Source organism: Sulfurovum sp. UBA12169 (assembly GCA_002742845.1).
Classification (GTDB): Bacteria; Campylobacterota; Campylobacteria; order Campylobacterales; family Sulfurovaceae; genus Sulfurovum.
The window spans coordinates 63,741-77,860 of record DLUH01000004.1 but is presented as its reverse complement, the minus strand read 5'-3'; the positions used below and the strand labels follow the sequence as shown (position 1 = coordinate 77,860).

The window sequence follows — 14,120 nt, the reverse complement described above, 5'->3', positions numbered from 1 at the left end:
CTTATAGATGGCAAAAACAGTAAAAACACAACGAAGAGATTTTATCAAATACTCGACACTCGGTGCTTTTGGTCTAGCTTTGGCGGGCGGAGTAGCCTTAAGCCCCTATCTGTTGGGCGAAGAAACTAGACTCAGACCGCCGGGTGCAGTCGAAGAAGATGATTTTTTGGCATTGTGCATAAAATGCGGCCAATGTTTGCAGGTATGCCCGTACCACTCTATAAAATTAGCTGATTTCGGAAAAGGCCATGGTGTAGGAACCCCCTATATTGATGCCAGAGAGAGAGGGTGTTATGCATGCAGCGCCGTGCCATGTGTTTTAGCTTGTCCTAGCGGAGCGTTGGATCATAGCTGCGAAAAACCTGAAGATATTAAAATGGGTATTGCGGTCTTAGAATTTCCGCAACGCTGTATTGCGATAACGAACACCCCGGTACCTAAAGGCCATAGTCAGCGCATACATGATTTTTTAAATGATCAGAGAAATGTTACTGAACTCGAATTGGAAAATGTAAAAAAACTGGATGAATTTGAGGGTAAACAGTGTACGATTTGCGCAGATATGTGCCCTATTCCAAATCCGATTAGCGCCATCGCTATGGTACCGGACAGTAAGGGCGGCAAGAGGCCAGAATTTTATGATGGGTGTATAGGGTGCGGCGCTTGCGCTGAATTATGTCCTGCTGCAAATTCGGGAGCTATCGTCATAAAACCGAGACTAAGTTACGAAGATTATTATGTAAAAGGTAAAAAGTCATGAAAAAAATTATATTAGCAGCAGTTCCTTTTTTTATTTTAGGGTGTTCTGATAAGCCCAAAGAAGAGCAAAAAGCAACTGTAGATACGACACAAAGTGCATCCAAAATTGAAATAGTAGAAAATAAAAATGCGCATGAGATTAAAATTGAGAAAAAAGCACTGGATAAAAACGATAGTGATGCGTACTATTATGACTATAACAAAGAAAAAAAAGAAGCTGTAAAAGAGGAAGAGGCGCGTACAAAAGTTGATGCGTATAGCCATCTAAGAAGCCCATATGAAGCTGTAGAGATTCGGATGATGGCAAGCAAACTCAGTAAAGATTTTATCGTAAAATGTTCACCTTGTCATGATGATTATGCTAACGGAATTATTGGTCCGTCTCTTCTTTCCAGAGACGGTGAATTTATATTTCAAAGAATTATAGACTACAAAAACGGAACAAAAGTAAATCCGCTTATGACTGATTTGGTAAAACTAATGAGTGACGAACAATTAAAAAATATAGCAGACGAAATTGCTATGTTCAATACAAAAATTAAAGAAATGAGAGAGGGTAAATAATGAAAAATGCAATTGTTGGAGTTTTAGCGGTAGTAATATTTGCAAGCATGGCGTATGTTGCAAGTAACGGAAGAGCGTATCATGGAGGAGAAGCATCAAAGGGATTTGGAGCATTTCAGGATTCTCAGCAAAGCGCATCTGCAACCCCTGAAGGCAAAGACGACAGAGATATCGAGCAGGAAGAGCTTAGATCTCTCAAAGAAAAAGCAGGCAATATCAATGCATTTAAAGTAAGCGATAATTATAAAAGCAAATGTGCATCATGCCACGGAGTAAATGGTGAAGGTACCGTAGGTCCAAAACTTATAGGGCAAACAAGCGAAGAGATCTATAATGCATTAATCGAATTTAAGAGCGGAAGAAAAGAAAATACTGTTATGAAAGGGCTCTTGTTAAGCTTAACCGAAGAAGATTTAAAAGAATTTGCTGATGAGATTGGTGAGTTTCCGGCACGTGCTGAAGCACAAAGAAACCAACAATAAAAGGGATATCTTATGAATAAGTATGAAGAAAGAGCTACCATTGCCAAAACATCTTTTTGGTCAACTTTTTTTGATGTCGATAGCAGCACTAAGAAAAAAAAGCTTAGCTATCGTGCAAAAAGATGGATAGCGGTCATTTCTATCCATCTTTTGTTCTTTTTATCTTTCGCAGTTGATATTCAAATGCTTGAAGGTACATTGAATGCATCAAGATTTTTAGGTTTTCACCTGATTGATCTATTTACTACGATGGAAGTTTATTTGGCCGAACATCATTTGCATGTCAATATGATCATAGGCGCGGTAACAATACTATTGGTTTATCTTATTATCGGGGGCAGGACGTATTGTGCATGGGTTTGCCCTTATGGAATACTGAGTGAGATAGGCGAAAAAATTCATAATACATTAGTTCGTAAAAAAATTATTAAAAGTAGAGAGTTCGATCATAGAGTAAGATATCTGTTTTGGGCAACATTTTTAATATTGTCATTTACAAGCGGGTACTTGGTGTTTGAAACGATTAACGTTGTTGGTATTATGAGTAGAGCGGTAGCCTATGGTTGGAGTGTTGCACTTGCATGGGTGGTTGCCGTTTTAATCATAGAGATATTTTTTGCCAGACGTGCATGGTGTAAATATCTTTGCCCGATTGGTACAACGTACGGACTTATAGGACCTATAAGTGCTTTGAGAATCGAATGGAATGATAATTGTGATCATTGCATGGTGTGCCATGATGTGTGCTTTGAAAATCATGTACTTGAGATTACAAAAGCAAAATATGACGAGCAAAGAAAAGAAAATAATATAAAAACTGAATATATAACAGGTGCTGACTGTACACTTTGCGGAAGATGCGTAGATGTTTGTCATGTTGACGCTTTGAAATTCGATTTTAGATTAAAGTCCTTAGTATGATAGAAATTAAAAATTTAACTAAAAAATTCGGCAAAGCCATTTCGCTTAATAATGTAAGTGTAGATTTCAACAAAAATGATCATATTGCGCTTATGGGAGCAAACGGGGCTGGCAAAACAACACTTATAAGGTCTATTTTAGGGTATTATCACGCAAATAGTGGACAAGTTCTCATAAATGGACTTGACCCGATAAAAAATAGAATAGATGTACTAAAAGATATCAGTTTTGTTCCGCAGCTTCCGCCGCCTATTTCACTTAATTTAGATGATCTGCTTGGCTATATAGAAAAAAGTTCCGGTGTAAAAAGAGAAGATATTTTTTACTATACAAAAGAGATGGAATTAGATCTGCAAGGAAATTTAAATAAATCATTTTTTAAACTTAGCGGGGGTATGAAACAAAAATTGCTCATTGCTATCAGTTTAGCCAAGAGAAGCGGCGTAATGATCTACGATGAGCCAACCGCCAATCTTGATCCTAAAGCAAGAGACAATTTTTATCGTCTGTTAAAGCAAAACGGTGACGAGAAAGTAATGCTTTTTGTTACGCATAGACTAGATGAAGTAAAAGATTTGGTAAATCGTCAGATTTATATGGATCTGGGGGAAATTGTATCTGATGAAAAAATTTAGTTTAATCTTTTTTCTGGTTATAGCTTTGTTTGCATCAATTTTTTTGAGCGGATGCGAAGAAAAAGATCCCAATGCAGTTGAAAAAATTCATTGGGATAGGGATATGTGCGTAAGATGTGTTATGGTAATAAGTGACAGAAAAAATGCGGCACAAGTCATAAATCCGGAAAATGGAAAAAACTATAAGTTCGATGACATAGGATGTGCGGTTCTTTGGTTTGAAGAAGAAAAAATTGAATGGAAAGATAAAGCCAAAATTTGGGTGACAGATTGTACAACAGGAAATTGGATAGATGCCAGAAAAGCGCTCTATAATACTGTCACATTAACCCCGATGGCTTATGGCCTTGGTGCACATGAAAGCAATAGTTCTATCCCTGCAGGGGAAGAGGTGTTAAATTATGAACAAATGTGCCAGAGGGTTCTTTTTATTGAAAATAAAAAAAATGTAAAGAGTTTTAAAAAATGAAAAATTTAATGTTAATAGCGTATCTTGACTTGAAAGAATCGTTGCGTGCAAAATGGTTTTTGATATATTCATTAGTGTTTGGAGGTCTTATCGCGTTATTTTTTATAGCAGGAATAACAGAGTCACAAGTGATGGGTTTTAGCGGGTTAAGCCGATTGCTTTTGATGTACATTCAGGTTACTATCGTAATACTTCCTATTTTTATACTTATTACTACCGTAAGGTCAATTTCTGGCGACAGAGACAACCATACATTGGAATACATGCTATCATTTCCCATTTCATTGTCGCAGTACTATTGGGGAAAAATATCTGGGAGATTTATAACAGTATTCTTACCTGTATTCTTGGCAATGGTGGCCGCTATTTTATACGGTGTTCTTAGGGGCGCTGAAATACCTTGGTCTATCTTTCTTCTCTATGTAGGACTTTTGTTTGCAATGACCTCTTCATTTTTAGGCATTGCTTTTTTGATCTCTTCGATCGTTCGTTCATCGGAGATGGCATTGGGAGTTGCATTTTTTATCTGGATTTTTCTGCTTGCATTTATCGACATTGCGCTTATTTCAATAATGATGCAAAATAGAGTAAATGACGGCGTGATTTTGTCCATTGCTTTAGCCAATCCAATGGAAATCTTTAGAGTGGCTGCAATATCTCTATTTGATCCCGAATTAACCGTCATGGGCCCTGTTGCTTTTTACATTCTTGATACGATGAGTCAATTGACTTTTGTTATTTTTTCCATCCTCTATCCAACGTTGCTTGGATTTCTGTTTGCCATAGTAGGCTATAATGTATTTCGAAAAAAAGATTTGGTGTAAGGAGAATCTATGAAATTTTTACTAGTTTTAATGTCGTTTTTTGTTTTACTGTCTGCTGATCCCATTAAGGCATCAAAAGATGATATTTGTTTGATAAGAAAGCTGAATGTATATAAAGCGCCGACGTGGGTATCAAAAATTACTATGAAAAATGGTAAAGTCGCTTTTTTCTGCAGCCCAAAAAGTATGTTTGATTTTTATTTTGATCCATCAAGATTTCCTGAGTATGAGTTAAAAGACAATCTGGATATCGCAGAAATTTTAGTTACAGACTTTAATACGCTTGAAGCGATTGATGCTACAAAAGCATATTATGTTTTTGGAAGCCACAACACATCACCGGCTGGTGATGATCTTCCCGCATTTTCAAATGCCTGGGCGGCAAAGACATACATGGAAAAAAATAACGGCAAAAGAGTGCTAAGTTTTAAAGAAGTTACAAAAGCTCTCATTGACTATCTAAATATGTAGTTGTCTGCATTTTTCTCTTCCTCTTCCCCTCTCTACCTATATCTCCGTAAAAGCGGAGATAAATGGGTGAAAATTCCTTTTTAGATTTATACCCGACTTTTGCCAATATATCGCCCTGCTCTTTACTTTATTCATGTACAAATATCTATTTAATGTCAAAAAATGCTTTTTGTTAATACACTATTATGATTATAATAGTGTATAATATAAAAAAATTTGGTAAAAATGGAGGTTTTTGATGAAAAATAAATCATTTGCAGGAGAATTGGAGCGATTTTTCGAGTATTTTGTCAATGAGCTAAAACTGACCAACAAATCAAAATATACCATTATCTCCTATAATACTACGATTAAAAGTTTCATCGAATTCGCCAAACAGTATGACAAAGCACTTTCATTTGAGAATTTGAAAAAAATTGACATCATGAATTTTTTGGAATACAAAAACCTTGTTTTGGAAAAACAGAGCGAACTGCAGATGAGTTCTAAAAAGCTTTACATCACCCATCTCAAAACATTTTTTACATTCATCAATGAAAATTTGGATACCGACATCAAACTCTCTACAATTTTTAAGATCAATATAAAAGTGCCCAGGCGAACCCCAAAAGGCGTTGAAAACAGGGATGTGAGAGCTCTTGAAACTTATTTAGCGTCGCTTAGACTTGAGAAGTTTTTGAATGTCAGGGTTTCGCTGATACTCAAAATACTCCTCTATTCCGGAGCCAGAAGAGGGGAGTTGGAAGTTTTAAAAGCAAACGATTTTCATGAAGACGGCGAGCTTTATGTGATCCATACGATCGGCAAAGGTGACAAGGAAAGAACGCTCTATATCCCAAAAAAATATATAGAACAAGAACTCTCTTACTATAAAAGAAATACAATAGACTATATCGCCACAACAAAATCCGGCAAAGTGATGGACGGATCGCAGATCTATAGATTACTCAACAATGTGTATAAAAAAATAGGCATCCACTATAGTGGCGCACACATCTTAAGACATACTTTTGCAAAAACGATGCTCGCCAAAGACGTCAATATTGTAACGGTCAAAGAGCTGCTTGGCCATGCAAGCATTCAAACAACTATGATCTACACAAACCCAAACCAGAAAGAAGTTCAGCGAGCCTATCTGGATACATTGTAAGATCTTGCTGCCGTACTGTCGAAACCGTCGTAATTTATTTTGGCATTAGTCTGCTTTATCGGATGCAGGCAAATCAAAGAGATCAGCCAATACGGAACTTTCGCCAATCTGCCTCTCTTGGGAAGCAGAATCATGAACGGCAATGACAGAATCAATACGATTCCCCTCGGAAGCAAAAAATGCAATACCCTCCGCATGATCTTTGCGAAAGCCAAAGGGAATGTCGAAAACTTTTTCAAGTTCATCTGCCAAAACGGCAGAGGGCTTTTTGGGTGATGCGCCGCCCTTCCATCTCATGACGCTGACCGGACCGTCAAGATCCATGGTTGGCCCTGCCAGGATCAGCATATCATTTTCGTCGGCACAAAGATCTCTTATCCCTAACCCGTTAAGATAGATGAAATGTTTGCGGTAGAGTGCTTTTTTAGGACCTATGGGTTTAAGTTTCAGCCAAGAAGGCTTTTTTGAAGATGCTTTGGGTTCGATTTCAATGATCATCGCCCATCCGCGGAGAACCGGGCCTCTGAGCCCTAAAAATATCCGCTTCCCACAAACAGCCAAACCTTCGATATCAAAACCGTTGTCTTTGCCGGGAATTCCCATAAATGGGCCAATATGACGATCCTTTCGAAGGGCTTTGGTTAATTCATTGCCTGTTTCATCTCCCGCAAGCTGGGCAGCATGGTAAAGTTTGGATTCTTTTTTGTATTTTTTGACAATCTCCACCCCCTCCTCATCATCGACGACAGGTATTCGGGCTAAAATATACCTGTTTCCGTCGCTGGAGAGCTCTCCAAGCTCCTTTGCAATGGTTTTGGCATTCAATGCAGCATCAGGACGTTTACGCTTGAGGCTGTGTGAGCCTGTCAGCCACAAGTAGTGACCGTCGTACGCTAACCCTTCAACATCGATCTCTTCAAGATCTTTGGGATTTTCAGGTCTATCGACAGGCAGTTTGAGAAAGTCGTACAAACAATAATGCTTATGCCTTGAGGCCTTTGCAAACTTTTCGTCTGTGCTGTTTCGAAGCAGCCGAAGTTTCTCTAATCCAACGGTTTCATCGTTTGCAACCCAGAGAGTATCTTTGATTTGCAGAACAACCGAGAGCCCGTCACGCAATTCCTTCTTTTTGTCCAGATTGTCTGCATTAGGTTCAAATTCGATGAGTATTTTTTTTGATGACATATTCCCCCCCCCTCTTTTTTTTATTTTTAGCTTCTTCTTTTAATAGTGTAGCATAATTGATGTTATGCTGCAGACAAAGCATTTCATGCACTATCCTGACGTAATTTACTTTTTTTGGCAGTTCAAGGATTTGCTTTCTCCTTGCCCCCTAAAGTATGTATCCATTCTTGTAAAATGCGCAACTCGTCTTGTGTAAATTTATTTTTGAATGCGGGCATCAGCATATTGCGAAATCCCTCCCATTTGCCTTGGCTTCCGTTTTGAATCACGCTTATGATCTCTTCGGGTTCTCTGTCTGCCATCATTGCAAAAGACGGGCCGACTTTCGCTTTCTGTATATCGTGGCAATTCAGACATCCGGTCTTTCTCACCAGCTGTTCGCCTTTTGGCAATGCATAAAAGGCTGCTTTTGCCTGCATATCCTTAAGGTATTCTTCCTGATTGTAAAAAGTATAGATATGTTCGGCAATCGCTTTTAATTCGTCTTCCGTTACACTCCCTTTTAGCGAAGGCATCAGGCCGTAGGCATCCAAACTCGTTTCGTCGCAGTAGGATTTTTCCCTGCTCGGTTCGAGAGTATAGTCTTGAATAAAAGGGATGAACTTCTCGTTTTTGTCTTTATCGTCTTTAATTTTCATAAAATCTTTTAAGTGAAAAACAACTGCCATCATTGGAGGCGCTTTCTCGTCTTCATAAGTATCAGGCGGCATTTTAAGATTGTGGCATGCCCCGCACTTGTTTTTTAAAAGTGCTGCACCGTTATAGCGCACCTCTTTTTTGTCATTTCCGCATCCTGAGAGTATCAAAATCATGATTAGCCCTGCCAAATATCGCATAGTGTCTCCTTGAGATTTAAAAATATTTTACTCTATGAATGCCGTTGCCGTACACTCCCGTAAGGGCAAACATAACGGTACTATTATCATATATTATTTTTTGCATAAAAATACATTATAGTATGATACGCTTAAACAAGACTAAAATAATCTTATTTATACAATTCGTTTACGGTGTGAAAAATGATGAGCATATTCACCCTTCTATACTCAAAGCGTACATCAAAGCAAAGACCGCACCCTCACTCGTGCGCTAAACGATCGGCAAAGTATCATTCTCTTGAGCGTCGGCTCTTTGTTTCATGTGCTCTTCAAAAATCTTTTGATGGTCAAACACAAGCTTATCTTTTGGGACTTTGTCAAGCGCATAGATAAAAGCTTCTAAATTTTATTGTATCTGGATACATTCTGGTGACAATTGATATAGACCTTATAGTATAATATAGTAAAAGAAGAGAAGGAAGGGGTATGTATTTGAAAAAGTGGTTATTTTCTTTATTGGTCGCGGGAGTATTCTTAAGCGGGTGTAATGATAGTAATGTGCATTATGTTGAGAACAATGTGCCAAGCGCATCGGATTTTAATATGACGTTGAATGTCAATGAATCCAACATCACCGCTGAGTGGGAGATTGCCTCATCTAGCGAAGATGAAGATAACGATACGCTCAATGCGAAAGTTCTTACACAGGGGAATTACGGTCACTTTGATATAAACGGCAGTACAATCACCTATACTAAAACGCAAGAGACTAATGCAAGCGATACAGGAACCATCGAGATCACAGACGGCAGTGATGCCGTGCAGGTAACCGTGACGGTTCATGCTCTATATTGGATACAGGTTTCTGCCGGAGGTGTTCATACTTCCGCTGTCAAAAGCGACGGTACCCTTTGGAGCTGGGGATATAACAGTGATGGTCAGCTTGGCGACGGTACCACGATAAACCAAAGCAGCCCAGTACAGGAAGCTACTCATGCCACCGACTGGGTACAGGTTTCTGCCGGAGGTAATTATACTGCCGCTATCAAAAATAACGGTACCCTTTGGAGCTGGGGAAATAACTCTTATGGCGAGCTTGGCGACGGTACTACGACAAGACAAAATAGCCCGGTACAGGAAGCTACTCATGGCACCGACTGGGTACAGGTTTCTACTGGGTATTTTCATACCGCCGCTATCAAAAATAACGGTACCCTCTGGAGCTGGGGATATAACTCTTATGGCCAGCTTGGCGATAGTACCACGATAAATCGAAGTAGCCCGGTACAGGAAGCTACCCATGCCGCCGACTGGATACAGGTTTCTGCCGGGTATTTTCATACCGCCGCTATCAAAAGCGGCGGTACCCTTTGGAGCTGGGGAGATAACGGTTTTGGACAGCTTGGCGACGGTACTAATGCGTCCAGCTATAAACCCATTCCGGTCAATGATGATAGTAATTGGCAACAAATTTCTGCCGGGTATTATCATACTACTGCGATCAAAAGCGACGGTACCCTTTGGAGCTGGGGACGTAACAGTGAGGGCCAGCTTGGCGACGGTACCACTGTAAATAAAAATGCGCCTATAAAGATAGGGCGGACGATCGAAGAATAATGCTGTCTTGAGAGCTTGGCTCAAGACAGCAAGAGAAAATAGGATTTTTCTTTCAAAAAATGGCGGGCGAAAAGCTGAAAACTAAATTCATCCGCTTGTTTCAATATCCATTTCATAACAAATTTAATCTACTATAATCGTGAAGCATATTTGGTAAATTAATTAATTTTGCTTCTTTAGGTTTATCTTCGGGATTGTTTTAAATATTCTTTTTTCCAAGATTTTTATCTTGCAATGCGGCGAGTTCCTCTAATGCTTTGGATGTCAAATAAGGGTGCATTGCCCCTTCGATATGCTCAAAGCCGCCCGCAAAGTTTGCTTCATCCACTTCAATGCCCAATGTCTCCAGATGTGAGTGCCAAAACTGGTTGCAAAGCAGTACGGTATCTGTAAGCTGGGTATAAACATGATCTGCGGGGATGTCAAGATATCCGTTGGCTGAAAGCTGCTCAAACACGATACGGATGCGTTGTTTGTGTGCCGTATTTTCTTTGATGTAGCGGGTTTTCAATTTAGGATCACGAGAAAGCAAAAAAAGCAGTTCTCGGTTAAAAAAACGGTATGCCCAGTAGACTTTTGCCAAATATATTTGATGTTCGTGCACCTGCGTGATCGAAGAAGGAAGCGCTGCATTCGCAAGAACGCTTTTGGACAGCATCTGCTCATAGAGTGCAAAGACAATCGCTTCGCGATTTTTAAAATGGTAGTGAAGGTTTCCGGGGCTCATTTCCAAAGCCGCGGCGATATGATTTGTTGTCGCGGCTTGAGTGTTTTTCTCGTTGAACAGTTTTAGTGCAGCGGAGAGGATCTTCTCTTTGGTGGCGGGCCTTGGCATTTATTTCTTTTCGATTCCTTCCAGTTCGATAGACAGCTTCACTTCGTCGCCTACGACAACGCCGCCCGCCTCAAGTGCTTTATTCCATGTGAGTCCAAAATCGCTGCGTTTGATCTTGCCCTCAAGAGAAATACCGCTGCGCGTATTGCCCATCGGGTCTTTAATGGCGTCTGATATCTCTGCCTCTAAAGTTACGCTTTTGGTGACCCCGTGGATAGTGAGATCTCCTGAGACTTCATCACTATCCTTAAAAGAGGTCATCTTAAAAGTGATCTGAGGATATTTCTCCGCCTCCAAGAAATCTGCGCTTCGAAGGTGGTTGTCACGTTTTTCAATGCCCGTATCGATAGAGGCGGCTTCTATCGTACCGTTTAGCGATTTAAGTATGCCATTATCTAGATCATACGTTCCGTTAAATTTGGAAAAATGTCCCTTGACATTGCTGATCATAAGATGCTTGATCTTAAACCCTACGCTTGAGTGCTCAATGTCTACTTCGAAAGGAGCACCGTAAAGAAAACCTGACAATATTGCGAAAACTGAACCGTTTGTAAGTATTTTAGAAATTTTCATAATTTATCCTTTAAAGTATTTATGTTACATGATAACGTGGTAAAATATTATTGTCAAGGGCAATTACTCTAATTTTAGGATAAAGAACCCTGCGGCATCAACGACTCAGCCAAAAAACAAAAACCTGGCTAGACTTTTAGCGTTTTAAACCACTCTAGCATATCGAGCTGTTCCCATGGATAAGCCGCATAGCCCACCTGACCCTTCGCTGCAATATCGGCATAGAGAAAATTACTGATAGAGGGCTTGTCAAGATTAAATTTATCGGTAATCCATCGTGGTGTCAATTCAAATTTTTCAAAAATTTTTTCTGATAAGACTTCATCAGTCATTTTTGTTAATGAAGTGCCCAAAGTATCTACACTCAGGGAGGTGGGTTTTGGCTCGGCGATGACGTAGCTCAGCTGCACCAATGCTTTTTTCGCCAAACCTGCTGCCACGATATGCTTGGCAATCCATCTTGAAGCATACAATGCCGACCTGTCTACTTTGGAGTAGTCTTTGGAGCTTTGCGAGCCCCCTCCGACGGGAGCATATCCCCCGTACGTATCGCATACCACTTTTCTGCCCGTAAGTCCCGAATCTGCAATAGGGCCGTGCACCACAAATCTGCCCGTATTATTGATATAAAAATCGATTTTTGCCTCATCATAATGTCCGGGGGCAAAAGAAACATTTTTGCATATCAGTTTTTTTACGAGTTCTTGAATCTGCGGCAAAGGAATATCTTTATTGTGAGAGACGGCAACAATGATTTTTGAGACACAAAGCGGTTTGCATTCATCAAAATTTGCTTTGGTTCCGTAATCCATCAGCACTTGCGTTTTGAGGTCAACGCCAAATATGCCCGGATGCGCTTTGGCGTGCTCATAAAGCACATCGCGTATTTCTCTGGCGTACACGAATGCTGTGGGCATAAAATCCTCACGCTCGCTTGTGGCATAGCCGAACATGAGGCCCTGATCCCCTGCGCCGATTTGGCGATCTTTTTTTACAACCCCCATCGTAATATCGGGAGACTGCCGGCTTACAAAGATATAAATATCGCATTTTTTAGGATCCAACGTTTCTCCGACATCAAAACCGATTTCGGGGTAGCCGATTTTGGCAAAAGTGTCCAAAACGATACGGCGATAAAATGCCTCCTCGACGGGCACTTTCGTTTTAACTTCCCCGCCGATAATAACATGCTTGCCGCTTAGCATAACTTCGGTAGCCACTTTGGCTTCGGGATCTTGCTGTAAAAGCGCATCCACTATCGCATCGGCAATGATATCGGCGCATTTGTCAGGATGTCCTGCCGATACGGCTTCGGAAGCAAAAAGGTACATATTTTCTCCTTCTTTTTATCTTATTATTTTATAGCATATCAAAAAATATGTAAAAACGCTCTAGAAAATCAAATATTATCGGTTGATAAACTATATTTAAATTTTTTGTTAAAATACTTGACAATGGAAGACTAAAGTCTTATAATAAAATATAAAATTTTAAAGGAGTTTTTATGTTACTGACAAAATTTGATCCGGCAAAAGATTTTAGAGAATTAGAAGAAAGATTGATGGGTGCGTTTAATGTTCCCTCATCAGGGAGAGGAGAGCTTGCGAATATTTCCGGTTTTACCCCGGCAGTCAACACAAGAGAAGGTGAGTTTGCCTATCATATCGAAGTAGATTTGCCCGGTGTAAACAAAAAAGATATCCATGTTGACCTCAAAGATGACGTTTTGACCATTTCGGGTGAAAGAAAGATCAAGAATGAAGTCAAGAAAAAAGATTACTACAAAATGGAAAGCAGTTATGGCAAATTTCAAAGAAGTTTTACATTGCCTGACAATGCAGACAGTGAAAATATCAAAGCGAATTGTGAAGAAGGAATGCTTGAGGTGGTGATACCAAAATTGAAAAAGATCGACAAAGACGTCAAAAAAATCGAAATAAAATAACCTCCAAAATAACTTCCTCTTACCATAAGCGGCAGGATTTCATTTGCTGCTTATGGGCGATTTCATACTCTTTACTCTCTTTTTCTCTCTTATGAAATCGGAGAGTCTAGTATTTCAAGGCTTCTTTGATTTCTTCATAGCTTTCAAGCGCTGCTCTTTTGCCCAACTCAGGGTCCATACCGGCACCTTGCCCTTTGGTAGTATTTGGCCCTAATAAAATTTTTGTATCAGCTGTACAGTCTTCTAGGGCCTGAGCATCCGTATTGGCAGAAACCAGTTTGATATGATCTCGGATGGCACTTTTTGCAAGAACGTTAATCATATTCCCGCCTCCTCCTCCAACCCCTATTACGGCGATTTTTACATTTTTTGCCATAGAAACTTTTGTGATTGTAATATCAAATTCATCTATCTCGTTTTTCTCTTTCATATCTATTCCTCCGATCCTGCTATTTTTGACATGAAGTCCAGCACACATTATATAATAATTTCCAAGAAATCGATCCGCTATCACAAATCACTTTTTCTCCTCCGTTTATCCGAAGAGCGATGAGAAAACAATTTGGTTGATACTCTTCAAAAGGCTTGCGGCGGCAAAGAAACCGGCGCACAAATTCTGTCAAAAATGTCCTATTATTTTAAAAATTATAATAAAACGATTAGACATATTTTGTCTTGCTAGAACAATTTTTGATTAAACATGTTGAAAGAGGCAAGTTTCAATCTCTTAGTATTCTCTCCGGCAAGTCTAAAAGTTTACTTATTTGTTGTTGTGTCATCTTTGGTTTCCTATGGATTTTTATAATTGTAGGCGAATACCGCCTCAATGTTAATGGGTTAGTTTTTGCCGTTCTCACACTTTCCACTATATG

Annotated in this window: 17 protein-coding genes; 11 read left to right on the top strand and 6 right to left on the bottom strand. The window is 39.6% G+C overall.

The features are described 5' to 3' along the window. The first annotated feature begins 7 nt into the window (after nt 1-7). The 9 genes from CFH81_04770 (at nt 8) to CFH81_04730 (ending at nt 6,275) form a co-directional block, all read left to right on the top strand. A complete protein-coding gene (locus CFH81_04770; GenBank protein ID DAB40551.1) occupies nt 8-760 on the top strand; it encodes a 4Fe-4S ferredoxin in 753 nt (250 codons plus the stop codon). Continuing rightward, entirely contained in the window at nt 757-1,323 is a 567-nt protein-coding gene (locus tag CFH81_04765; GenBank protein DAB40550.1) for a hypothetical protein, read from the top strand. Before CFH81_04770 ends, CFH81_04765 begins: the two co-directional genes overlap by 4 nt. Next, nucleotides 1,323-1,805 carry a hypothetical protein gene (locus CFH81_04760; protein DAB40549.1) on the top strand — a complete coding sequence of 161 codons (483 nt, stop codon included), beginning with the start codon at nt 1,323-1,325 and terminating at the stop codon, nt 1,803-1,805. Before CFH81_04765 ends, CFH81_04760 begins: the two co-directional genes overlap by 1 nt. 12 nt (nt 1,806-1,817) lie before the next feature. Next, entirely contained in the window at nt 1,818-2,726 is a 909-nt protein-coding gene (locus CFH81_04755; protein ID DAB40548.1) for a ferredoxin, read from the top strand. Further along, nucleotides 2,723-3,361, top strand: a complete 639-nt coding sequence (locus CFH81_04750) for an ABC transporter ATP-binding protein (GenBank protein ID DAB40547.1) — start codon at nt 2,723-2,725, stop codon at nt 3,359-3,361. Before CFH81_04755 ends, CFH81_04750 begins: the two co-directional genes overlap by 4 nt. Beyond that, nucleotides 3,348-3,830: a hypothetical protein gene (locus CFH81_04745; protein ID DAB40546.1), complete on the top strand. Its 483-nt coding sequence runs from the start codon at nt 3,348-3,350 to the stop codon at nt 3,828-3,830. The genes CFH81_04750 and CFH81_04745 overlap by 14 nt, the downstream gene beginning before the upstream one ends. Then, on the top strand, nt 3,827-4,654 hold the full coding sequence (locus tag CFH81_04740; protein DAB40545.1) for an ABC transporter permease: 828 nt from the start codon (nt 3,827-3,829) through the stop codon (nt 4,652-4,654). Before CFH81_04745 ends, CFH81_04740 begins: the two co-directional genes overlap by 4 nt. A gap of 9 nt (nt 4,655-4,663) precedes the next feature. Next, entirely contained in the window at nt 4,664-5,125 is a 462-nt protein-coding gene (locus CFH81_04735) for a hypothetical protein (GenBank protein DAB40544.1), read from the top strand. Between the two features lie 238 nt (nt 5,126-5,363). After that, nucleotides 5,364-6,275 carry a hypothetical protein gene (locus CFH81_04730; GenBank protein ID DAB40543.1) on the top strand — a complete coding sequence of 304 codons (912 nt, stop codon included), beginning with the start codon at nt 5,364-5,366 and terminating at the stop codon, nt 6,273-6,275. A 45-nt stretch (nt 6,276-6,320) separates the two neighbouring features. Here CFH81_04730 and CFH81_04725 read toward each other — a convergent pair whose 3' ends face one another. Both CFH81_04725 and CFH81_04720 read right to left on the bottom strand, forming a co-directional pair. After that, nucleotides 6,321-7,460: a hypothetical protein gene (locus CFH81_04725; protein DAB40542.1), complete on the bottom strand. Its 1,140-nt coding sequence runs from the start codon at nt 7,458-7,460 to the stop codon at nt 6,321-6,323. A gap of 122 nt (nt 7,461-7,582) precedes the next feature. Beyond that, complete coding sequence (locus tag CFH81_04720; protein ID DAB40541.1) at nt 7,583-8,296, bottom strand: hypothetical protein; 714 nt, start codon at nt 8,294-8,296, stop codon at nt 7,583-7,585. Nucleotides 8,297-8,764: 468 nt separating this feature from the next. On the opposite strand from CFH81_04720, the gene CFH81_04715 reads away from it, so the two are divergent. Continuing rightward, nucleotides 8,765-9,895, top strand: coding sequence for a hypothetical protein (locus CFH81_04715; GenBank protein DAB40540.1), 1,131 nt, complete (start codon nt 8,765-8,767; stop codon nt 9,893-9,895). A gap of 199 nt (nt 9,896-10,094) precedes the next feature. Here CFH81_04715 and CFH81_04710 read toward each other — a convergent pair whose 3' ends face one another. From CFH81_04710 to CFH81_04700, 3 genes are all read right to left on the bottom strand, one after another. Beyond that, entirely contained in the window at nt 10,095-10,730 is a 636-nt protein-coding gene (locus CFH81_04710; protein DAB40539.1) for a TetR family transcriptional regulator, read from the bottom strand. Then, nucleotides 10,731-11,297, bottom strand: a complete 567-nt coding sequence (locus CFH81_04705; protein ID DAB40587.1) for a hypothetical protein — start codon at nt 11,295-11,297, stop codon at nt 10,731-10,733. It abuts the gene before it with no gap. Between the two features lie 134 nt (nt 11,298-11,431). Further along, nucleotides 11,432-12,634 carry a methionine adenosyltransferase gene (locus CFH81_04700; protein ID DAB40538.1) on the bottom strand — a complete coding sequence of 401 codons (1,203 nt, stop codon included), beginning with the start codon at nt 12,632-12,634 and terminating at the stop codon, nt 11,432-11,434. Between the two features lie 173 nt (nt 12,635-12,807). Between CFH81_04700 and CFH81_04695 the strand changes: the two genes are divergently transcribed. Then, on the top strand, nt 12,808-13,248 hold the full coding sequence (locus CFH81_04695) for a heat-shock protein Hsp20 (protein DAB40537.1): 441 nt from the start codon (nt 12,808-12,810) through the stop codon (nt 13,246-13,248). Between the two features lie 106 nt (nt 13,249-13,354). Here CFH81_04695 and CFH81_04690 read toward each other — a convergent pair whose 3' ends face one another. Then, entirely contained in the window at nt 13,355-13,624 is a 270-nt protein-coding gene (locus CFH81_04690) for a cell division protein FtsZ (protein DAB40586.1), read from the bottom strand. Nucleotides 13,625-14,120: the final 496 nt, after the last annotated feature.

What these genes read in the sequence shown, in the direction of transcription:
- CFH81_04755 (DAB40548.1), top strand. Translation starts at nt 1,818, where the DNA reads ATGAATAAGTATGAAGAAAGAGCTACCATTGCCAAAACATCTTTTTGG.
- CFH81_04690 (DAB40586.1), bottom strand. Translation starts at nt 13,624, where the DNA reads ATGGCAAAAAATGTAAAAATCGCCGTAATAGGGGTTGGAGGAGGAGGC.
- CFH81_04770 (DAB40551.1), top strand. Translation starts at nt 8, where the DNA reads ATGGCAAAAACAGTAAAAACACAACGAAGAGATTTTATCAAATACTCG.
- CFH81_04740 (DAB40545.1), top strand. Translation starts at nt 3,827, where the DNA reads ATGAAAAATTTAATGTTAATAGCGTATCTTGACTTGAAAGAATCGTTG.
- CFH81_04710 (DAB40539.1), bottom strand. Translation starts at nt 10,730, where the DNA reads ATGCCAAGGCCCGCCACCAAAGAGAAGATCCTCTCCGCTGCACTAAAA.
- CFH81_04765 (DAB40550.1), top strand. Translation starts at nt 757, where the DNA reads ATGAAAAAAATTATATTAGCAGCAGTTCCTTTTTTTATTTTAGGGTGT.
- CFH81_04730 (DAB40543.1), top strand. Translation starts at nt 5,364, where the DNA reads ATGAAAAATAAATCATTTGCAGGAGAATTGGAGCGATTTTTCGAGTAT.
- CFH81_04735 (DAB40544.1), top strand. Translation starts at nt 4,664, where the DNA reads ATGAAATTTTTACTAGTTTTAATGTCGTTTTTTGTTTTACTGTCTGCT.
- CFH81_04695 (DAB40537.1), top strand. Translation starts at nt 12,808, where the DNA reads ATGTTACTGACAAAATTTGATCCGGCAAAAGATTTTAGAGAATTAGAA.
- CFH81_04750 (DAB40547.1), top strand. Translation starts at nt 2,723, where the DNA reads ATGATAGAAATTAAAAATTTAACTAAAAAATTCGGCAAAGCCATTTCG.
- CFH81_04725 (DAB40542.1), bottom strand. Translation starts at nt 7,460, where the DNA reads ATGTCATCAAAAAAAATACTCATCGAATTTGAACCTAATGCAGACAAT.
- CFH81_04745 (DAB40546.1), top strand. Translation starts at nt 3,348, where the DNA reads ATGAAAAAATTTAGTTTAATCTTTTTTCTGGTTATAGCTTTGTTTGCA.
- CFH81_04760 (DAB40549.1), top strand. Translation starts at nt 1,323, where the DNA reads ATGAAAAATGCAATTGTTGGAGTTTTAGCGGTAGTAATATTTGCAAGC.
- CFH81_04715 (DAB40540.1), top strand. Translation starts at nt 8,765, where the DNA reads ATGTATTTGAAAAAGTGGTTATTTTCTTTATTGGTCGCGGGAGTATTC.
- CFH81_04720 (DAB40541.1), bottom strand. Translation starts at nt 8,296, where the DNA reads ATGCGATATTTGGCAGGGCTAATCATGATTTTGATACTCTCAGGATGC.
- CFH81_04700 (DAB40538.1), bottom strand. Translation starts at nt 12,634, where the DNA reads ATGTACCTTTTTGCTTCCGAAGCCGTATCGGCAGGACATCCTGACAAA.